A 21,088-nucleotide genomic window follows, 5' to 3' on the forward strand; every position below is an offset into this window, starting at 1 on the left:
CAAGTCCACTATTATCACATACCAAAAATCAATTAACCATGTTATTCGGTAAAACCCCTCCCGTCTTATATTTCATTTTATTTATTTTAATTTCTATTTCTTGCCAGAAGCCGAAATCTGACGAAGAGCCTAATACAGCAGCAGATAATCACCTACATTTTAAAATATCAGGGATCCAAGAAATGGAGAATGTTGAACACAAATCTTCTTCAAGGAATACTTCGGTAAGGCAAACTAAGGTGATCGCAGAAAGCGAAATCGTTAGTTTAGGTGAAGATCTAGATGCCATAATGACTATAACCGAATTACCTCCTTCCCAAGCTTCAACCTCCCAAGGCAAAAGATCTATTGTCAACAATGACCATAAATCAATGTCTGGGTCAAAAAAAATGGCCAGAGTGATAAGTTCTTTGACTAATGGAACTCATTATAAGATCGTTTTATTTAAGGTAGACGCTAATAACAATCCGACCGAGTTTGTGCAGCAAGTAGAAGGAATTGTTGGTTCAGCAGCGGTGTCAATACCTGTTTATCGAAATACAAAATATAGATGGTATGCCTATTCGTACAACAATAAAAGTCAAATGGAACCATTTAATAGTTCCCAAACAACACTTTCAGTTGCTCCTTCTGCCGACGACCCATATAAAAGACAGGATTTTGGGTACGCAACAGGATTAATAACCACGGGTAATGAAATTGGAGGCAGTAGCAATATCAACAATATTGTTTTAACAAGGAAATCTTCAAGGATCATCTTGGAAATTAATTCTAGAGGAATGTTTGGAGCGATAAACTATGCTAGCCCAAGGTTTCAAGAGAACTCTGGTTTGGTCAAAGCTGATTTTAGATTGCGTGATAGCAGTTTTATAAACCCGGTGAACATAATAAATCCCTATAATGTTTACTCTCACCATAATTCAGGGTTTTCAGTTCCGGTCGGCACCGATAGTGTACCTGAAAAAGATTGGAAACGCAGGCATACATTCTATACTTCGGCCACCGGGGCAGAAACTACATTGCAGGTAAGCTTGGATACTCTTTGGATTATGAGTGAACGACTACAGGAAACCGGAGGTCCAAAAGACTTCAGAAACAGGGAGTTCTTGAACAGAACGTTTACCTTTCCTAAATTCAAACCAATGCCAGGTAAGAGTTATTTTATTTCCATCAAATTAGTAGAATCTGCCATCACCATTGGTTCTACAAGTTGGGCAAGAGGAAACGTTTATAGAAATGCTAACTCTGGAGTCGATAATGAAGGTTTTTGGGAGTATCGATTTCGGTACGACAACCCTTTATATGAAAGTACCAATGCCGTACCACATTTAACTGATATGTTTACCAATGATATTTATAATATTGGCGGTAAGAATATTTGTGAGCGAATTTATCCGGAGGGAGTTTGGGATTTGCCAACAAGGGCGGATTTCGAAAGCCTTGATGCTTATTCCGGAAAACGAATTATAACAGAAAATAATGGTTGGTATCTCTTAATTAGTCCTCCAATACCTGCTTTGGGAAGTCCAAGTTATCCTAATGGCAATCTCAATTTTGTACCTGTAGGATATAAACATTCAGCCCAATCGGCATTTTCGGAATATTTTCCCAATAATATCCTTTATAGGCTTACAAAAGGTTACTGGCGAACTAAAGAGCCTTCCTATTTTTTACAGATTAATTATTCAACTTTTCAATCATCGATAATGGCTATAGGAAATTATACTTCTACGAGAAATGCCTGTATAAGATGTGTACGTAAGAAAAGTTAGGAATGTAAGTAATCCATATCATTCAAATGAATTTATGATATAAATTCATTTGAATGGTCTTAAGAGTGTCTTATTGTTACAAATAATGTTTTGGTCTATTTTTTTTATCCGATATCAACAATAAAAAAAAGCGGTTACCATCCTCAAAAACACAATAAAATTAAATTTTGTTGAAAAATCTGCCTCAACAATTGAATCAAATTATTCTATAAAAACGATATTTTATTAATTTTATTGATATTATTTATAACAACGGATAATATTATACCTTCTAACATATTTATGAGCCAATGCCAGATGGACAAAAACAAGAAACAGAAAAAGCCTTATGTACCTCCCGAAATTAAAGTTAAAGAAATTAATATGGAAGAATCCAGTTCACTAAATTCCCATGTAATCCAAGGAGGCGGCAAAAATAATGAACCAAAAATTGAGGACTGGGATGAAGATCCAGATGGTAAATACAAAAATTTTGATCTCTAATTCCATGCTTCAATCACAGATTTAAAACAATGCTAAATAAAGAAAAGTAAAGTTTATTGAAAACCAAATTATTGATTACCTTACTAATTTTTTCCTGCAACAAATCAAATTTAAATAATACAGGAATTGGAACTTTAGGAGACAAGCAACTGCATTTTCAAATTATTGGTGTACAAGAGATAAGCCCAACAGCTTTAAAATCTTCAACAAATTCTAATCACAAAAAATCAGTTTCGTCTGTAAAGGAGTCTCACAGTGAGATTATAGAGTTGGGTGGAATTGATGCAATGTTATCTATATCCGAATTAAACCCAAATATTCAAACGAAGGATAGCCAAGATGATATTGTAAAAAATAAGGCGACCAATAAGAACAGAAGTACCATGGCAAGTATTGGAAATAACTTATCTAACGGGGTAAATTATAAAATTGTTATTTATAAAGCCAATCACAAGGATGAAGCTACTGAATATGTCAATCAAGCAGACGGAATAATTGGATCAACAGGGGTTTCCATCCCGGCTTATCGCAATACAAAATATAGGTGGTTTGCATACACCTATAATAATACAAGTCAGCTATCAGCGTTCTCACCTTCAAAACCTAATCTTCAAATTCTCCCCTCTGGGGACCATCCTACAACTCGACAAGATTTTGCCTACGCCACGGGCATCATTACCACAGGGAATCAAATTGACGGGAGCAGTAGTATCAATAATATTATCCTACAGCGAGTTTCTTCTCGCATAGTATTGGAAGTAAACTCTCGGGGAATGTTTGGGGCAGTAAGCCATGCAAGTCCCAGTTTTAAAAGCAATTCTGGATTATTCAAGGCGCAATTTAATCTGATTGAGGGCAACTTACATTCTTTTTCTCCAGATATTGGGCAATATAACGTTTCCAATCCTCACGAAATGGGGTATTCTGTGCCTGTTGGCGTGGATTCGGTAACGGAGGTAGATTGGAAAAGAAGATATACTTTTTACACTCCTGCTATTGGCGAAGCAAAACCATTACACGCAAGTATAGACCGTCTTTGGATAAAAAGCAATAGACTACAGGAAGATGGAGGAACTGCCGATATAAACCGGCTGTTCTCAGACAGGACTTTTTCATTCGCAAATTTTAAGGCTGAAGCTGGCAAAAGTTATTTTATATCCATTAAGCTTGTGGAGTCAGCCATTCAAATCGGTAATACTAGATGGGCACGAGGTAATGTATATCGGAATTTAGGTGGATATCTGACCCCCGACAATCAGTGGGAATATAGGTTCAGGTACGATAATCCAGTCTTCAATCATACTGCAGCTGTCCCGCATTACACCAATTTCTTCACTAATGACATCTATGATATCAACGGCAGGAATGTATGCCAAAGGGTTTATCCTGAAGGAGTTTGGGATTTACCGATGCGAGATGATTTTCAGGAATTAGCGAGACATAACAACAAGCAATTAAATATCGAGAACAGGAAATGGCATGCTATTATTATTCCAAATTATATGGCGGCAGGTGATCCTGGATATCCACATGGAAACCTAGTATTTGTACCAAATGGGTATAAAACTAGGGAGAATTCAGCTATTATGGATTTTCATCCAGGGAATATATTATTTTTTAGAATGACCAAAGGATATTGGAGGACTGCAGAAACAAGATTATTTGCTTTGTTTGACAATTCAGTCCTTTTTTCAAGGGTAGAAATCTCTACACGAAGATTTTCTGCAAGTAGATATGCAAATGTACGATGTGTCAGGAGATAATTTCAATAAGAAGGGGCGAATTAACGCCCCTATTTTGTTATAAATCCCCTATTTTTTCTAAGAATATCCTATCTATTTCAAATTCATTTCCTTTATCTCCATTCTTTCGTATATGGAATGAAATTGAGTTTGTTTGTTTTGAAATCTTAATGTTGCCCATTAATACTTTCTCATTCAGTTTTTCTTGAGCGGCTTGGGTAGATTTCCAGTCTACGATCATTTTTTGTCTTTGCCATATTGCAAAATCCGCCCCATTTTCTTTTTCAAAATATGATATAGAAAGTTTGTACTCTCCTTCGGGTACATCAGTAAGCATAACACGAACAGAATTTTGGCCATCTGAACGCATCCTGAGTCCCCTATCATGTTTTACTTCTGCTCCTCCTCCCAAAGTTATCTCCATCAATTGAGGGAAATACTCATGAACAGTAGGCAGGTAAACTTCCCGAAGCTCATCCGTAGGATCTAATCTATTATCAAGAGGTTGATCTGCATAATACATGGCAATAGAAGTATAATCTACAGGAAACTCATTCCCTTCAGGACCATGTTCTATTACATGATCAATTTCCTTCTCAAACGGCATTTTATCCGTCATAAAAAATCTATATCCCCCTGTTCTACCCATGGGCAGGCTATAATCCAGCGATCCATGAATAGGAAGGCTAATTCCCCTATCCCATCGGTCTAATAAGGCATACCATCCGCCGTTATAATAATCTTCAGAACCCGTGCCATGCAACCTTTGTTTTCCGTCGATATTCGTCACATCATCACCTTCAAAAAATAAAGTCATCCCAGGGCGAAGTGCTTGAGCCAGATGGATTGTACCTACATAATGCCCCTTACCATTAGTCTTTAAGAATTCATAGTATTTACCTGTTTCAGGCTTTTCTCTACGCCATACCGCATAGAATTTTCCTTCATTCTTTTTATCTCTAGGCTGGTCATTATAATATACTTTTGCTTTAACTGAAATTGGGGATTGCAACGCATTGTTTTTCTTTTTATAGATGAGTTTCAATTCTGCAGATTGATCATATGGCATAGGTAAATAGCTATAATTAAGGCTCCCTTTGCTCCCCATCAGCAGGCTTCGCATAGCCTTTTGTCCAAAAGCATAACCAAAAAAATCAGCAACTGGAGCATAAATGGATTCGGTTTTTTCTTGATCCCATTTCCCTGAGATGAGGACATCTTTTTGAAGGCCTTCAAATGATGACCCTCCATCCAATTCTATCCCTACAATTCTACCAGCTTTATCGGAACTGAATAAATCAACTTCCTCTCCAGGGTTGATCACAAAATTCTTCTCTTCCATTTGGGTGGAACCAGATTTTCCTTTTTCAAAAAGCTTCAAATCTGGTGATACTTCAGTATATATCTTAGCAACTTCTTCAATCTTTGCTTTTTCCTCGGCAGAGAAATTCCCTGTGAATGAAGTTACATTTTGCTTTGGCAATTCCCTATTCTGAATTTGTAGAAACAGCACTTTTTCTCCTTCAAATACAATTTTTAGAGACTTTTTGTATGGAATAGGCAGATAAGTATAATAACCGCCAATTTCATTGCCTGATATTCCTTTCACAAAAGGAAATACTTTCCCGGAGAACAGATCTGAAAAACGAATCCTCAACCTAGCATTTTTCTCTCCATCAAAATAGAATGCTACGGTATCATCGGTTGGAGTTGGGGTCCAAATTCTATTCACAACACCTGGTCCTTTAAAATCAGCAATCACCAGGTTATCTCCTTCTTTTCTGATAAAGGAATATGTACCTCCAAAACCGTCATCATTTTTGCCAGTGCGGTCATAGCTAGATACCTGTTCAATATATTCACCAGTACGATATGCAGGCAAGAGGTCCGCTCTGGTTAAGTTATCGAGTTCTTCGGAAAAACTATAAACACTTTTTTGAGCATTGACAACATTTGAAAACAAAGTAATAAATAAAATGGCCAAAAAAGGCTTGAATATTGATTTGTTCATACTCGAGGATTTAGATTTATATTCAGTGTTTTAGACGTTTTAAACGTTTAAGCTAATCCAAGATAAGAAAAAATACTGTGAAATGATGATTCAAATTCAGAAAACAATAATCAGTTGAAAGTATTACACTTTCAAGTCCCTTGGAGGGTATCCAAAGAATTTCCTGAAGGCATAACTGAAGTTATTTTGATGTCCATAACCCGTAAGACTCGCCACCTCATAAACTGTCAATTGGTCTACCAAGAGATAAATTCTAGCTTTCTGCATTCGGATTTGTGTTAAAAAATCATGAATGGTGATGCCGTAATACTTTTTAAAATCCTTTCTTAATTTACTTTCACTCATAAGGACTTCTTCAGCTAATTCTTTCTGGGTTGGTGGATGCATGATATTACCTTCAAGGACCCTTTTTGCCTTTTCCAATTTATTGATATCAATTTGTGATGCTACTTCTAGGCCATAAGAATTTGCAACTTCTATATTTTGATAATTCTCATGAAAGATATTGATCAAAAGTTCGTCCAGATGATTTCGATCAATGGTATCCGAAGAAATCATATTGGATAACTCTCTGGATATATTTTGAAAGGCTGAGTCAGCAAAATATTGAGATGTGGATTTACTGTTTTCTAAAGATTGTCTTTTTAGAAAATCTAATCTTAGTTTTTCATCTCGTTCAATTAAATTTTTGAAAAAGCTCTTGGACAAAGATATAAAGAGGAAATCGCACTCTTTATTCCTGTTTAAATAATGAAGGGATGAGAATTTTCGATTATTTGCCTGGCCATCGAGGCAAGATTCATAAGCAAAAGCCATGGATTCATTGAGGGGTTGAAAAATTAAGATACTGATGGCTTGACCGATTGTTTCAGTATGAAAATGAACAGCCTTGTCTACGGATATCCTCGAAGACCATATAAAAAGACCATGTCCATTGACCCATGTTTGTTGACTTTTCAATGGACCTGTCGATAATTTCGTTTGGTTTCTTTGATAAGATTTGTAAGGAAGAAATTGGTCCTGAACTTCCTCAAGAAATAACCACTTATCAAATTCTACTAATTTGCATTTAACTAACATTTCAGCTAATAATTTGGTATGGAATATTAAAAGAACAATTAAATCATCGTTCAAATATATATTTATTTATAATTATTCTAAATAATTAACCAAAAAGATATTTCATTTATTTATAGAATGAATTAGTTAAATATTCCTTTCCTATTATAAGTTTATCATTTTCAATTATTTCATATCAATATTCATATAGTAATTACCGAATTTCATAGAATAAAAATGAGCCTTAATTCCTTCATTTGTAACATTATTTAGAATGATTAAAAATAAGGAAGCGGAATTGTGATAAATTTTTACAGAATATATATAGTATTTATTTTATTGACATTAAGTACATCATCGAGTGCTCAAAAAGGTTGGAAAATAGACGGTTTAGTTGTTGACAGTAACCAAAGACCTGTTGCAAATGTTAATCTACATATTTCTCCAAATTCAAGGTCGGTATCTACTGATAACAAAGGTTACTTTGTTTTTGAGAATCTTAAATCTGGCGAATATAAAATTTCTGTATCACTTCAAGGATTTGAGAGACTGACGGACAGCGTTGAAATCAAACGTAACAACCTCAAGAAAACTTATATTCTCACACCTAGTCTATCAGCGATTGATGAAGTAAAGGTTGAAGGAAAGATACCCTCAGTAGACAATTTAATAGATGTGAGTCGGGCTGCCATGCCAGTAAAAATGGTCAGTAAGCGGGAAATCGAATTGATGGGCAGCAGGCGTTTGGATGAGGTGCTGAAAGAACAAACAGGAGTTGCCATCATAAATGATATGGCTAGTGGATCAAGAGCTGTGGGTGTGCAAATACAAGGGTTTAACAGCAACTATGTCATCGTATTGGTAGATGGTCAACCTATGTTGGGGAGAAATAGTGGAAACTTTGATCTTTCGAGAATATCGGTTACCAATATAGAAAGAATTGAAATCATCAAAGGAGCATCTTCCAGTTTATATGGTTCAGATGCTTTGGGTGGTGCTATAAATATTATTACACGACAAAGGTCTTCCACCCCTCAATTACAAGCTAGTTTATTATATGGGACCCTAAATACAGTGGATGCAACGTTGGAGGTCGAAAGTCCCTATCATAATAAAAGAGGCTCAATTGTACTTTCTGGAAACTATTATCGAACTGATGGATTCAATACCGACAAGGAATTTCTATCGAGTAAAAGTACCACCTTTCCACCATATGATAATTATAGTTTCCAAGGCCGGACACGGTATAAAATTAATAGCAAAGGTACCTTTGGTGCTACTGGTAGATTAGCTTATCGGACTTCGACCATGCAAACTTCATGGGCTGAAGAAAATACATTGAAGGACAAACAGGAGGACTATGATTTAAATCTTTCAGCCAATTATGACCATCAAATCAATGCTAAACTTCGGAGCATGACTCGATATTATTATTCAAGATTCCACAATCAGATGAAGGTCGAATGGATGAGTCAAGGTGTTATGGCAGGGCAAGAGGAATTTGGCCAACGTGTGCACCGCATTGAAGAACAAATGTCTTACCGAGTCAATCAAGGTTTAGACTTTATAGGAGGATTAGGTGCCAGTTTTGAAATTATGGATAATCAGGACTTGGATGCATCGAGGTCTTTGAACTCCATTTTCGGATACTTGCAAGGTCAATGGAAACCTATAGAACCATTAAAAACTACACTGGGTTTAAGATATGACAATAGCAACTTATATCAAGGCCAACTGAGTCCAAGTTTCGGGATGGAATATAATCTAGCTCCTGGCTTGATTGCCAAAGCCGGTGTTGGTGCCGGCTTTAAAGCTCCAGACTATAAAATGCTTTATCAAGTATTCTACAATCCTGCAGCCGACTATTTAATTATCGGGGCAAATCGGGTGCATGAAATATTGGATCATATGGAAGAAAACAGAGAAATCAGTTCCCGAAATCTATATATGATCAATCTCGTGGCTGATAATTTGAAAGCTGAGACTAGTATTTCGAGTAATGCTGGTCTTCATTGGGATCCCAATCCAAATATACACGTTGAACTTACTGCTTTTTACCATAGAATCAATAATCAAATCAACACCATCAGTGTAGCCAATGGGACGGAAATATCGCAGATATACAGTTATAGAAATTTGCCAAAAGCCATGAACCGAGGTTTTGAAACCTCTTTTAGTTATAGCATTAAAAGGAACCTCCATGTATCTCTAGGATATCAATTTTTGGAAGCTAAGGATTTAAGTGTTTTAGATAGTATAGCTGCTGGAAAGTTTCCTTATAACCAAATCAACAATCCCTATACTTCAGAATTTCGGCAATCTAGGAAGTCAGATTATTGGGGAATTGAGGACAGATCCAGGCACATGTTCAATATCAAAGGAAGCTATGAATATGAGCCTTGGCAATTGAATTTGAATGTCAGAGCCAGTATACGTGGTAAATATCCCTTCCAAGAAATTAATGGCAATCAATTTATCGATCAATATGATGCTTTTGTTCCTGCTCATACCCTACTCAATTTTACATTGGAAAAGCCATTCTTCAACAAGCAATTGACCTTCAGATTTATGGTTGATAATGCTATGGGTTTTACTCACCGATATATGCTTGGGCAACCGGGCAGAATGTATTTGGCAGGATTAAGCTATAGATGGATAAAGAAAGAAAAATAGAATTCAATAATAAACATGAGCAATATGATGAAGAATCAAAAAACCATAACAAAAGATAACCAATCCAATGTCCGAAGATACCTCCTATATTCTGCACTCGTCGGATTTCTCATGATCCTATACTCCTGTGGAAAAGAAAAAGACAATCCGCTACCGAGTTTGGATGATGGTGTCAGTGTGGTAATCAGAGATTTGCCAGGAGATACTGAGGCATCGATGGCTGAAGGAGTTGAAGGGAAAGTCAAAAGACCATTTCATACTTTTTTGTTCAATTTTAAGGATAAAAGACAGATCTGGATAAAGAATAAAGCCGATTCTCTCAGATGGCTAAAGACATTGGCGTGGGATATTGCCTTTACAGGACCGTACAATTCTGAGTTGTTCGTTAATAATGCCAAAGATAAATTCAATCCAGGATATGAAGGGCCAGCTACAAATACAGGAGTAGTATTAGTCCGCCAAGCTTACCATCTTGTAAATGAAGCCCCCTCAGATGAGGAATTTGAAAAAAGCACTGTTTCAAAAATAGGATGGGCTTCCAATGAATATTCAGATGGATGGTTTCTATATAGCCTCAAAACACATTTAGCTATACCACTACCCAATAGAACCTATGTAATCAAACTTCAGGACGGGAAATTTGCAAAGCTGCAGATTGTAAATTCTTACAAGGGAAACCCACAAGCAGTAACCAATATGAAATGGCCTGCTCCTTATTACACTTTTCGCTACTACGTTCAAGAAGATGGAAGTAGAAATTTGAATACGAGCGGCCGTCGGTAACCATGTGCGATAAATTTTATCAGATATCATAAATGAATTGCCGGATTTCATAGATACGATAGAAAGAGAGCTTAGTAATTTTACTATTATTTAGAATCATTACAAATAAAATATTATGAATTTAAGAGTGTTTAGGTTTAAGATTTTCCGAGGATTTAAAGCATTTATCATTGTTTCAATCGTATTTGGATTATTTTCCTGCGGGAAAAGTGAGGATATAATTGATGAAAAAAAACCACCTGAAGAGATAAAAGAAGAAAGCGAACTTTTTTATAAGCTGACTAGAGTGAACAACTTACCCGGATCACAGGCTAATAATTTTCAAACTGCGGCACCCAATATCTATTATAGTTTAGAATCCAATAAAGCATTGGGGCAAGAGCATTTGCAAACTAGAAATTGGGATATCGCATTTGGAGGTTTAGTAAACTCATTTATCTCTGGAAACAATGGCAAAGATCCCCAGAACCACGGTTATGGCAATACTGCCGAGGGCGGAATTTTGCTAGTCGAAAAGGAATTCGATCAAGTGGTTGATATTCCGGATGACAAGGAATTTCAAACTAGAAAGGACCGATACGGGACAGACAATTATGGAATGTTTGGAGAAGGGATTGGTTGGTATTTATACGATTTTAATGGAGACCTATTAAGAGATGGGTCCCATCAATTTCAGCATGTTGTTTATCCAATGAATCAGCCTTGGAAGCTAAATAATGGGAGAACTTCACCACCGAGAACGGCTGTTATCCGTACGGCAAAAGGTAATTATGCAAAATTGAGAATCTTATCACTCTACAAGGACAGGCTGGACTCGACCGGATGGAGAAGGGATGCCCCAAAAGTATATATCACTTTTGATTATGTATTGGTCCCAAAAAACAGCAAAAAATTTGAGATTAAAAAATAACATAGCGAGCTTCTTTTCAAAAATGAATGCTCTAAATAATTGGAATAGAATAACCCAAATTAATTAATGCCTAAAGGCAAAAACTAAAAACCATGAAATATACATTCAGATCCTTACCATTGCTATTGTCTGCATTGATAATGGTAATTAATTCATCATGCCAAAAAGAAGGGGAAATTCTAAAATCTCATTCTAATTTTTGAAAAGCCCGCTATTTTTCCAGTGTAATGCTATTACACAGGATTATTAATTAATATTTATAACAGTAATACATGTACTATTTTTTTTAACCATTTAAAAATGAGAATCAATTTATTTATTATAAGTCTTTTACTCTTCTCCTCCTGTACAAAGACTAACACCCTTCCTTATGAAGAAGAATCTAAAGCAAAGATCAAATCCTTCCAAGTAACTAATTCCGCGGATCAGATTCCAGTTTCTATAAATCATCAAAACGGGATTATAACAGCAACTGTTCCACCGGGAATTTATTTGACAGCGATCGAACCAAAAATTGAATTAGAGGATGGAAATGAATTAAAATCAGGTAGCGACACTTTAATTACAAATCTTCAAGATTATTTTATTAATGGTAGGAAAATAGAATATCCCATAACACATAAAAATGGTGAGAAAAAAACTTACGTACTTGAGATTAAAACTCATCAACCTCCTTTGAATTTTAGAGAAGTAAGCTTAGATCCTAATTCTCCGATAGTTTTTGACCAATCTAAATCACATATCACTAAAATGCTTTATGTAAGAAATTTATCTGGAAATTATCCTTATTCAACTAACTATGATTTAGATCAAACATTAGCTAAAGCGAGTTTAGTTGATGATAAAGGGAAAGAATATAAGTTTACTGTAGCAATGTCTAGCATCTCAACTATTATAACACCCTCTCAAATCATCCTAAACTTAAATCAAATTGAAGGTAGATTTGATGACAAAGGTTACCACCAAATACCTTCTGCAGGTCTTTATTGGGTTAAAATTCGATACTACGATAGAGAAGAAAAATTAAAAAATCCAATTAAAATAACCTATTAATAAAATTGAAGATGAACATGATATCCAAAACATCATTATTCCTTGTATGTCTACTTTTGTTTTCATGCAAAACGGAAACTATAATTGAGCCAGCACCTTACGCAGATATAATCTCTTATAAAATTCCTTATGATAACGGTAAAGACAGTATAAATGCTATAATTGAAAATAATAATATCATTATTAATTGGCCGGGAATGAGTGAATGGCCAATACCGCAAAAATTAAAACCAAAGATTGTTGTATCAAAGAATGCTAAAATCTCACCAGCTTCTGAACAGGAAATAGAATTGAAAATAGGATTAAAATACGAAGTAAAAGCGGAGAACGGAACAACCAAAAGTTTCGAGATAAAATTAAATAATACTGCTAAATTACCTTTTTTCCCTGAAGGAGAAATCAGAAAATATCGAAGAGGACAAACTGCTTTAATTGCTGTATTAAATTTGGCATCAGATGGAAGTGATAAACTCACTTTATTTAATGAAGCAAAAAAAGAGTTTTACCCTATCCCCTCTTTAAAGAATCCACTCTCGGGTTTTATGTTTATCGTAGACCAAGCAAATGGTCAGGAAATTCCTCCTGGTGAGTACACAGCAAAAATTACGAACAAATTTAGCCAAGAAATATATAGTTCCAAGCCAGTGGTTAACATAACTGATTTAACCGCTACACCTTACCCTAATTTAGATTTAACAGAACCATTAAAGTTAAAATCAGGTGATGAATTCACTGTTCCCTTAAAATATGCCAATAAGGATGTTAGGATTAGCGCAGCTCTACTAACTTACGTTAATAATGAGGGAAACCGTTCATATATTATGTTACAAATATTAGGAGTTGATTATGAGGGGGCTAAATTAAAGCTAGGGATTCCAAAAAGTTATAACAATGAACTTACCTCCACACTTGACCAAACTATAAGATTGATAACGTCAAATGGAGAAGGGTCTAATCCCATGTTAAAACATCCGATTCAAATTATAAAGTAATCAATTGTAATTCGAATATCACAAATCATTTATTACAGGATGTAGGTAAATGTTTTTAGCAATCTTAGGGAATAAAACCAAATTTTAAATTTGGAGCAATTAATTCCTAAGAATTCAGTTTTAATAATAAACGATTTAACAAAAAGAATATGTTAAGTATACTAATAAAAGAACAGACAAAATCGGCCCATCAACAGGTTGAATCAAATATTGTAAGGCACATTAAAAAAATCGAGAATGAAGCAGATTATGCTGATTTATTAAAAGGTTTTTATGCTTATTTCAAGGCTATAGAAGATGAAACCGGAAAATTTATCACTACTGAAGTTTTACCGGACAAAGATAATCGCAGAAATTCGAGCTATATCGAAAGAGATATAAAATCTTTAGGACATGACCTTTCCAATCTTCCGCAAGCCATAGCTCCTACTGTACATTCAGAACTTGAAGCTTTAAGTTCTTTATATGTTTTAGAAGGTTCTATTATGGGTGGTCCATATATCGTTCAGATGTTAAGGAAAATTGGAATTGACCGTGGTTTTTCATTCTTTGAAGGCTATGGAGACCAAAGTGAAGCTATGTGGACTGGATTCACTGAAGTATTAAACAGATTTGGGGATGACATCAACCAACATGACAGAGCTATAGAATTAGCAAATCAAACTTTCTATAACTTTGGCAATGTTTTCCAAAAAGAAAATAGCTTACAATAATTAGGTATATTTAGGATATCTAATATGCGAACATTACAAGCTTATGGAACTCCTAAAAGATTATAATAAAGATAAACTTGAAAAGTTATTCGACAACTTCTATCAATACGAAGGAAAAGTAATTCAAGTTAGAAATTACAATAATCAGGTAATCGAAGTCCCTGATGGAGATCCTGGTACTTTTAAAAAAGTATCAGGATTTTTTATGGATAAAAATCATGTTTACCGTGAGAATTTAACGAAGGACTCCCCTGCGCGAACCATCAAAAATAAATACGGAAATTCCATTAATAATCCTGAAGCAAAATGGGAAATAAGTATAATTGAAGGAATTGACCCCAACACTTTCAAATATATCAAAGAAAAATACGACACTGTTTATTGGCAGGACAAAAATGGTATCTATGTCAAAAAAGATGGAACCCTTAAGAAATTAGAGCATGCAGATTTAGATAGCTTTAAATATATCGGCTTCCTCTATGGGAAGGATAAAAATCATATTTATTATGAAAATGAAATTATTCCTATTGATGTTCATAATTATTCTTTAGATACCTGGGGATTTATAAAAGATTATCATAGAATCTTTCATTATGATTTTGAAATAGGACTTGATCCAGAAACATTTGAGGTAGAACATTATAACCTGATCAAACAGCCAATAATACTTCGAGATAGGACCGGGAAATATGCTTATACCAGGTCAACTCAATCTGATGCAGGAATTGTAAAGATGGAATAAAATTCAAGATTTCTTATTGGAATGCCTTAAATTCGCTATTCAACAAAATAAACATCATGAGCGATCCAAATTCAAGAGCAAATATAAAACCTGGTATTGTCGTAAATATCATTCTAAAGAAAGACCAGCGATCTGGGAACTTAACTGAAGGAATCGTCAAGGATATTTTAACATCGGCGCCTTACCATAGTAGAGGTATTAAAGTGAGGCTTACGGATGGGCAGATTGGACGAGTAGCAGAAATCCTGGAAGAAGACTAACAGGATTCTAACAACAACGTGACATTTAAATTCGTTTACCCATTTTATATTGGCTATGTTTGCCATTTTTTGGCACAAATCAAAGCGATTTTCAAAAATCGATTGGTTCTAAAAATGGAGAACAAACATGATTGCGAATTTAGAAGATAAAAAGATAACGGAAATATTTAAGACTTCCATTATTCAACAGACTGCCTATTGGTCTGAGGTGAAGAAAATGCAAGGCGTTCAAAGTGTAGCCTATAACTTTAAGGTAAAGTCTTCAGATCTGTTTAATCATCCTTCTGATGAAACTTATATTGTTGGTGATTTATTGATTATCATCCAATATCTGGATGCTGACCATTGTATCGCCTATGTTCCTTATGGCCCAGAAATTGAACCTGACCCAGAAAACCAAGGCTATTTTCTAGAGCAACTTTCGGAAAGTTTACGTGGTTTCCTCCCTCCTTCTTGCATAATGATCCGTTTTGACCTGTCCTGGGAATCCTTATGGGCAAAAGAAGAAGATTGCTATGACATCCATGGCAACTGGATCGGTGTACCTGAAAAAAGAATCCAAGAACTAAGATTAAACTTTAATACCGAAAATTGGAACTTAAGAAAAGCTAATACGGATATTCTTCCTTCTAATACTATTTTCATGGACCTTAACCAGAATGAAGATCAACTATTGGGAAACATGAAATCTAAAACGAGATATAATATCAATCTTTCCAAAAGAAAGGGTGTGGAGATTAAATCATTAGGCATTGATAAGTTAGATGTTTGGTATGAATTATATCGACAAACAGCTCAACGGAACAACTTTTTTCTTCACGATATTAATTATTTTAGAGTTGTTCTAAGTGCCAGGGCCAATGACACTTTGTCTCCTGCAGAGGTTTACCTTTTGGTTGCTGAAGTTGATGGACAGCCATTGGCTGCTATGTTCTTGGTAATAGCTGCAAATAGAGGCACTTACTTATATGGAGCTTCTGCTACCGAAAACAGAAATTTTATGGCTACATATGCCCTGCAATGGAAAGCAATGCAATTAGCGAAAGAAAAAGGCTGTACGGAATATGACTTTTTTGGAATTTCCCCGCAAGCAGATGAGTCTCATCCGATGTATGGACTCTATAGATTCAAATCAGGATTCGGTGGCCAGGTTTATCATAGAATGGGATGTTGGGACTACCCTTTGAACAAAGAAAAATACAATTATTACGCATCTATGGAGTTTCAAAATCAAAGCTATCATTTAAACTAACACAATATAATAAGGGGCTTCCTTGCAGAAAGCCCCTTTTTTAATTAACTAAATTTAAGTCTCCTCCTCTGGGATCCATTTTTATTGTCCTTGTCGAACCATTGCTTCAAGATATCAAGTAAGAAACTTAAATACCTAATAACCAACAGGATTTTCCCTGGTATCTTTGTAGGTGATGATCTTATTAATTTTATAATCTCCGATAATAATTCAATTAAATTTTTCATTTTTTGATTCTTTTTAAACATTCATTAATTTGGATATTGACTCGAACAAAGGTTTTAAGAGATAACTTTTTCGAGAATAAACTGACTATCAGAAAATTTTGTCATTTCTGCATTGCTACAAAAAACCCAAATAGCTATCCTACCATTTCCTAATTTATCTTCGGTAATCATTATTCCCTTTGCAGATCGTTTAACATTGGGAACTAGAAGAAACTGATTTTTTTCTTCTAAATAAACTATCATATGTACATTTACATCTGGCTCAGGTAATAGAGAAAATTCAGAATCAACCCAATTGACTAATATTTTGCCATCATCATTTTTATGTGTCAAATCCATCAATTTAGAGATCATTCCTTTACTTAATTCAACTTTAGAGTAGTCAAAAGTTAAGGATGGAAGTTTTCCAACAATTGCATTCCTGAGGAGTTGACTGGTCACATAGTTACTTGAAGTCATAAATTCTAGACCTTTGTCATTGAAACTTTTCTTTAAGAATTCCCTTAGCGGTTTGAGAAATCCAGCAACCATAGCAAACTTTGCCCTTTGATTTAATGCCTTTTCTGAAGCTGTTCTTTTGATTTTTCTTGGAAGAGATTTTACATAATTGATTCCCCTCCAGCTACTTCCTACTACTTCGCCTACTTTTCCGTAGTAAGCACCTAAAATTCCTTTTGAGATAATTGCCATTTTTTTACATTTTAAAATTTAACCATTCGATTGCATGCAATACTGTTTTTTGATATCGAGAGCTAAACTAAAAGGTGACGTTATGAAATTCGAATCATGGAATTAATTGGAAGAAATTGATACAATTTGATTCATTTTAAGCCTGTTAAAAAAAATAAATCAATGCAAAATCATAGGTGGGAATTTTTATATTAGATTCAAATTATTAACTAAGGCATGAAAATTCAAGAATCAGAAGGATTTCAAAAACAGGTCAAAAAAACCTTAATATCGATATTCATTTTTATTGTCGTCTATCTGTTTTTGTTAGCCATTACAATAGGAATCAATATCTTTTTTGGATATATCGGAATTTGGTCCATCATCAATTATCCTAATATCCTTACCATAGGGCTGGGCTTAGGGCTGATTGCTGCCGGGTTGACAACTTTGTTTTTTCTGATAAAATTTATTTTCGCGTCAAATAAAACAGATACAAGTGATCTGATTGAAATAACGGAAGCAGAACAACCAGAACTTTTCGCCATGATCGATGAACTCGTGTCGGAAATAAAAACTGATTTTCCACAAAAGGTATTTCTTTCTCATAATGTCAATGCATCAGTTTTCTATAATTCCAGTTTTTGGAGTATGTTTTTACCAGTCCGTAAAAATCTGCAAATCGGTATAGGTCTAATAAACTCATTGACAAAACAAGAACTCAAAGCGATATTAGCACATGAATTTGGACATTTTTCTCAGCGCAGCATGAAGGTTGGAAGCTATGTTTATAACGTTAATAACATTATTTACAACATGCTATACAACAACGAATCTATCAATAGCATACAGAATAAAATGGCAAATCTTAGCGGTTATATAGCTTTAACACTTTATATCTCAACATTTTCAATCCGAGGGATTCAGACTATTCTTCAAAAACTCTATGACTATATCAACATCAATTACATGGCACTTTCTAGAGAAATGGAATTTCATGCTGATGCAGTATCTGTGAATGTTTCTGGATCAAAAGCACTAGCTGATGGGTTGTTAAGAATTAGTTTTGCAAACTACTCTTTTGATACAGCGACATATTTCTATGAAAGAAAAATGAGTGAAAACTTTTTGCCACAAGATATTTATCAAGATCAAAAATCTGTTAGTCTATTCCTGGCAAAGAAAAACAAATATGAGATAGTTAATGGATTTCCACAAATAACGATTGACGCAGGTGCAAAATACAATAAATCAAAATTAAATATTGAAGATCAATGGGCATCACACCCTTCAACAGAAGATCGTGTGAATGCAATCAACAAACTAAATGTACTGGTAGATCATGAAAATGACGGACCTGCAATTGAAATTCTCAGGAATAGAGAAGTATTGCTCGAAAAAGTGCAGAAATTATTGTTTTCGGAATTGAAACACGAAGGATTGATTAATCATTTAAATAATTCCGAATTCCAATCTCAGTATGAACTAGATTATTACAAAAATGAATTTGATGAAATTTTCAATGAATTTTATACTTATAATAATCCTCTTGTTCATGATTTTTCTGAGGTAAATTACGACTCAGAAATCACACCAATCCATGAGTTATTTTCTGATAAAAATGTTGAATTGAGCTTTGAAGTTAATTCTTTATTAAATGACAAATTCACTTTAGAAAATATTTCCAATAAGACCTATAAGCTCAAAACTTTTGATTACGATGGAATAAAATACAAGGCTAAAGAAGCAGGAAATATTTTGAAACAAGTTGAAGCCATTTACAATGAGAAATTATCGGAATTGAATGCAATTAATAAAAGGGTTTTTGAATCTTTTTATCAGATGGCAATGGTTTCAAATAAAGAGTATGATCTTCGAAATGTCTATCATAAATTTAAAGAATTGGATGATGTTTTTGATGAAAAATACCAATTCTATTTTGAGATAAGCAATAAATATGCTTTCATCTACCAACAACAAGAAATGTCAAGTATTGTGACTCAATTGTCTAACAACAAGCCATTAGAAAAAAAATTGAAGGAGGAGATTACGGAATTCCTGAAAAGTGATGAAATCAAAGCCGAACTAAGCCCAGAAATCCTTAAATACTTGACCCATTTTGCAGAAAATGAGCTTTTATATTTTTATGGTTCTAGTTATGATGACAGTAATTTAGGATATTTATTTACGGCGATGCAACAGTATCAAAACCTATTGTCGCGTTCTTATTTCATTCAAAAGAAAAAGCTTTTGGATCTTCAGAAATACATTTATGACCATTATAAAAAATAAAGCGGGAAAAAATCCCGCTTACATTACCAACACTTTAACCTAAATATTAATTTAATCCATCTATGAAAAATTAACACTAATCAATAATCTGGTTTAAAGAAACTGTTGATTTACTCTTATATGTCGAAGCTCTTTTTGCACTAGCTTTATTATCATCGACATCAGCAATTTTCTCGGTAATGAAATCAGAATCAAAAGCGATCCTAGCCTGACCATTTTTGATTACCAAGCCTGTAGCATGTGAATCATCAATCATGATAATTCCAGTCTGTAGATTCTTAATATTTTCGCCATCCAATGTTCCGGAAATAAGAATTGCCGAAATAGCATAGGCTGTTCCAATATTGGATTTTGCTTTGCCATAGATCGTAAAATTATTCCCTGAGCCCGAAATAGCAGTTGCGATACTTGTATCTCGATCATTCAGGAAATGCTCCCCCAACATTTTAATACTAAAGTCATTGTTATTCTGACCATATAAAGTTAAAACTGCATCAGAAAATCTGTAGGCCGGAGGGTCGGTTGAAATATTACTTGTATCCAAAACATGTGGCTTAACAGAGAATGTTCCCTTAACGGTTGGTGGATTCACTCCTTGATTTACTTTAAAATTCAACTTATTCAAGGTATCCAAGTATTGTTTTGGGATAATATCTTCAATTCTCTCCGTTAGAATCTTTTCATCCTCAATCTCATTGCCATCTTTATCACAAGCAGCAAAAAATCCCAGCAATACAAAACAGCCAATTAATAGTCTTAATTTATTCTTCATCATCATTTGATTTTATCTATTCGAAATTATCAACTATTATGATTGGAATTATTACCTGTTAAAAAGGGTTTTAATTACCTAAATTCGGGTACAAACTCTTTTGTAATTTTATTTTCTTTGTTGATGTACCTATTTTCTTCTTAATTTTGAATTATGATTAACTACCTCTTGGATGACAAACCTATCAAAGTGCCACGCTTTGAGGAATCACAAGGCTTTTACACCAGTAAAAAGCGTAGCAAAATCATGTCTAAAATCAGAAGTAAAAACTCCAAACCTGAGATTAAACTTCGGAAAGCTCTATGGTCAAAAAATATTCGTTATCGAATACATCAAAATGAACTCCCGGGAACTCCTGATATTGTGATCAAAAAATATAAGTTAGCCATCTTTGTCGATGGGGAATTTTGGCACGGATACAATTGGAAAGAAGCAAGAGAAAATATCAAATCCAATCAAGAATTTTGGATTCCCAAAATTGAAAGAAACATTCAAAAAGACTTCGCAAGTAATAAAGCTCTGAGAGATTTAGGATACACTGTATTTAGGTTTTGGTCGCATGAAATTCTTAAAAAACTGCCAATTATCTTGAATCAAATCGATCTTTTTATTGAAACAAGAAAACTTTATCGGTAAAGCAAACTTGCAACATTCCCTCCTATCCTTATATCCTTTTAAGTCAA

Annotated in this window: 18 protein-coding genes; 14 read left to right on the top strand and 4 right to left on the bottom strand. The window is 34.4% G+C overall.

Annotation, left to right across the window (positions count from 1 at the left end):
- Positions 1-38: 38 nt before the first annotated feature.
- The 3 genes from CRT24_RS06435 to CRT24_RS06445 all read left to right on the top strand — a co-directional run bounded on the left by CRT24_RS06435 (position 39) and on the right by CRT24_RS06445 (position 4,018).
- A complete protein-coding gene (locus tag CRT24_RS06435; protein WP_099370418.1) occupies positions 39-1,772 on the top strand; it encodes a hypothetical protein in 1,734 nt (577 codons plus the stop codon).
- A 297-nt stretch (positions 1,773-2,069) separates the two neighbouring features.
- On the top strand, positions 2,070-2,255 hold the full coding sequence (locus CRT24_RS06440; protein ID WP_218962588.1) for a hypothetical protein: 186 nt from the start codon (positions 2,070-2,072) through the stop codon (positions 2,253-2,255).
- Positions 2,256-2,311: 56 nt separating this feature from the next.
- On the top strand, positions 2,312-4,018 hold the full coding sequence (locus CRT24_RS06445; RefSeq protein WP_099370420.1) for a hypothetical protein: 1,707 nt from the start codon (positions 2,312-2,314) through the stop codon (positions 4,016-4,018).
- Positions 4,019-4,055: 37 nt separating this feature from the next.
- On the opposite strand, the gene CRT24_RS06450 is transcribed toward CRT24_RS06445, so the two are convergent.
- Positions 4,056-6,008 carry a glycoside hydrolase family 172 protein gene (locus CRT24_RS06450; RefSeq protein ID WP_099370421.1) on the bottom strand — a complete coding sequence of 651 codons (1,953 nt, stop codon included), beginning with the start codon at positions 6,006-6,008 and terminating at the stop codon, positions 4,056-4,058.
- Between the two features lie 123 nt (positions 6,009-6,131).
- On the bottom strand, positions 6,132-7,088 hold the full coding sequence (locus CRT24_RS06455) for an AraC family transcriptional regulator (protein ID WP_144034522.1): 957 nt from the start codon (positions 7,086-7,088) through the stop codon (positions 6,132-6,134).
- A gap of 318 nt (positions 7,089-7,406) precedes the next feature.
- Between CRT24_RS06455 and CRT24_RS06460 the strand changes: the two genes are divergently transcribed.
- The 9 genes from CRT24_RS06460 to CRT24_RS06500 all read left to right on the top strand — a co-directional run bounded on the left by CRT24_RS06460 (position 7,407) and on the right by CRT24_RS06500 (position 16,445).
- Positions 7,407-9,740 (top strand): TonB-dependent receptor, encoded by a 2,334-nt coding sequence (locus CRT24_RS06460; RefSeq protein WP_099370423.1) that lies wholly within the window; start codon positions 7,407-7,409, stop codon positions 9,738-9,740.
- Positions 9,741-9,764: 24 nt separating this feature from the next.
- Positions 9,765-10,523 (top strand): HmuY family protein, encoded by a 759-nt coding sequence (locus CRT24_RS06465; RefSeq protein WP_257213982.1) that lies wholly within the window; start codon positions 9,765-9,767, stop codon positions 10,521-10,523.
- 115 nt (positions 10,524-10,638) lie between these two features.
- Complete coding sequence (locus CRT24_RS06470; RefSeq protein ID WP_099370424.1) at positions 10,639-11,433, top strand: HmuY family protein; 795 nt, start codon at positions 10,639-10,641, stop codon at positions 11,431-11,433.
- 300 nt (positions 11,434-11,733) lie between these two features.
- Entirely contained in the window at positions 11,734-12,486 is a 753-nt protein-coding gene (locus tag CRT24_RS06475; protein ID WP_099370425.1) for a hypothetical protein, read from the top strand.
- 17 nt (positions 12,487-12,503) lie between these two features.
- A complete protein-coding gene (locus CRT24_RS06480) occupies positions 12,504-13,478 on the top strand; it encodes a hypothetical protein (RefSeq protein ID WP_144034523.1) in 975 nt (324 codons plus the stop codon).
- 149 nt (positions 13,479-13,627) lie between these two features.
- A complete protein-coding gene (locus CRT24_RS06485) occupies positions 13,628-14,191 on the top strand; it encodes a biliverdin-producing heme oxygenase (protein ID WP_099370427.1) in 564 nt (187 codons plus the stop codon).
- 43 nt (positions 14,192-14,234) lie between these two features.
- Positions 14,235-14,933, top strand: a complete 699-nt coding sequence (locus tag CRT24_RS06490) for a DKNYY domain-containing protein (protein WP_099370428.1) — start codon at positions 14,235-14,237, stop codon at positions 14,931-14,933.
- 56 nt (positions 14,934-14,989) lie between these two features.
- Positions 14,990-15,193, top strand: coding sequence for a YwbE family protein (locus tag CRT24_RS06495; protein WP_099370429.1), 204 nt, complete (start codon positions 14,990-14,992; stop codon positions 15,191-15,193).
- Positions 15,194-15,320: 127 nt separating this feature from the next.
- Positions 15,321-16,445 (top strand): peptidoglycan bridge formation glycyltransferase FemA/FemB family protein, encoded by a 1,125-nt coding sequence (locus CRT24_RS06500; protein WP_099370430.1) that lies wholly within the window; start codon positions 15,321-15,323, stop codon positions 16,443-16,445.
- 281 nt (positions 16,446-16,726) lie between these two features.
- On the opposite strand, the gene CRT24_RS06510 is transcribed toward CRT24_RS06500, so the two are convergent.
- Positions 16,727-17,362: a DUF6266 family protein gene (locus CRT24_RS06510; protein WP_099370432.1), complete on the bottom strand. Its 636-nt coding sequence runs from the start codon at positions 17,360-17,362 to the stop codon at positions 16,727-16,729.
- 216 nt (positions 17,363-17,578) lie between these two features.
- On the opposite strand from CRT24_RS06510, the gene CRT24_RS06515 reads away from it, so the two are divergent.
- Positions 17,579-19,633 carry a M48 family metalloprotease gene (locus tag CRT24_RS06515; protein WP_099370433.1) on the top strand — a complete coding sequence of 685 codons (2,055 nt, stop codon included), beginning with the start codon at positions 17,579-17,581 and terminating at the stop codon, positions 19,631-19,633.
- 76 nt (positions 19,634-19,709) lie between these two features.
- Here CRT24_RS06515 and CRT24_RS06520 read toward each other — a convergent pair whose 3' ends face one another.
- Positions 19,710-20,405, bottom strand: a complete 696-nt coding sequence (locus CRT24_RS06520) for a hypothetical protein (protein WP_144034524.1) — start codon at positions 20,403-20,405, stop codon at positions 19,710-19,712.
- A 153-nt stretch (positions 20,406-20,558) separates the two neighbouring features.
- On the opposite strand from CRT24_RS06520, the gene CRT24_RS06525 reads away from it, so the two are divergent.
- Entirely contained in the window at positions 20,559-21,041 is a 483-nt protein-coding gene (locus CRT24_RS06525) for a very short patch repair endonuclease (protein WP_099370435.1), read from the top strand.
- The last annotated feature ends 47 nt before the right edge of the window (positions 21,042-21,088 follow it).

Origin of the sequence: Sphingobacterium sp. 1.A.5, assembly GCF_002734235.1 — a bacterium.
In the GTDB taxonomy this organism is placed as follows: Bacteria; Bacteroidota; Bacteroidia; order Sphingobacteriales; family Sphingobacteriaceae; genus Sphingobacterium; species Sphingobacterium daejeonense.

Bases quoted from the DNA above. Each gene is read 5' to 3' on its own strand.
- CRT24_RS06435 (WP_099370418.1), top strand. From the start codon at position 39: ATGTTATTCGGTAAAACCCCTCCCGTCTTATATTTCATTTTATTTATT.
- CRT24_RS06440 (WP_218962588.1), top strand. From the start codon at position 2,070: ATGGACAAAAACAAGAAACAGAAAAAGCCTTATGTACCTCCCGAAATT.
- CRT24_RS06450 (WP_099370421.1), bottom strand. From the start codon at position 6,008: ATGAACAAATCAATATTCAAGCCTTTTTTGGCCATTTTATTTATTACT.
- CRT24_RS06455 (WP_144034522.1), bottom strand. From the start codon at position 7,088: ATGTTAGTTAAATGCAAATTAGTAGAATTTGATAAGTGGTTATTTCTT.
- CRT24_RS06465 (WP_257213982.1), top strand. From the start codon at position 9,765: ATGATGAAGAATCAAAAAACCATAACAAAAGATAACCAATCCAATGTC.
- CRT24_RS06470 (WP_099370424.1), top strand. From the start codon at position 10,639: ATGAATTTAAGAGTGTTTAGGTTTAAGATTTTCCGAGGATTTAAAGCA.
- CRT24_RS06475 (WP_099370425.1), top strand. From the start codon at position 11,734: ATGAGAATCAATTTATTTATTATAAGTCTTTTACTCTTCTCCTCCTGT.
- CRT24_RS06480 (WP_144034523.1), top strand. From the start codon at position 12,504: ATGATATCCAAAACATCATTATTCCTTGTATGTCTACTTTTGTTTTCA.
- CRT24_RS06485 (WP_099370427.1), top strand. From the start codon at position 13,628: ATGTTAAGTATACTAATAAAAGAACAGACAAAATCGGCCCATCAACAG.
- CRT24_RS06490 (WP_099370428.1), top strand. From the start codon at position 14,235: ATGGAACTCCTAAAAGATTATAATAAAGATAAACTTGAAAAGTTATTC.
- CRT24_RS06495 (WP_099370429.1), top strand. From the start codon at position 14,990: ATGAGCGATCCAAATTCAAGAGCAAATATAAAACCTGGTATTGTCGTA.
- CRT24_RS06500 (WP_099370430.1), top strand. From the start codon at position 15,321: ATGATTGCGAATTTAGAAGATAAAAAGATAACGGAAATATTTAAGACT.
- CRT24_RS06510 (WP_099370432.1), bottom strand. From the start codon at position 17,362: ATGGCAATTATCTCAAAAGGAATTTTAGGTGCTTACTACGGAAAAGTA.
- CRT24_RS06515 (WP_099370433.1), top strand. From the start codon at position 17,579: ATGAAAATTCAAGAATCAGAAGGATTTCAAAAACAGGTCAAAAAAACC.
- CRT24_RS06520 (WP_144034524.1), bottom strand. From the start codon at position 20,405: ATGAAGAATAAATTAAGACTATTAATTGGCTGTTTTGTATTGCTGGGA.
- CRT24_RS06525 (WP_099370435.1), top strand. From the start codon at position 20,559: ATGATTAACTACCTCTTGGATGACAAACCTATCAAAGTGCCACGCTTT.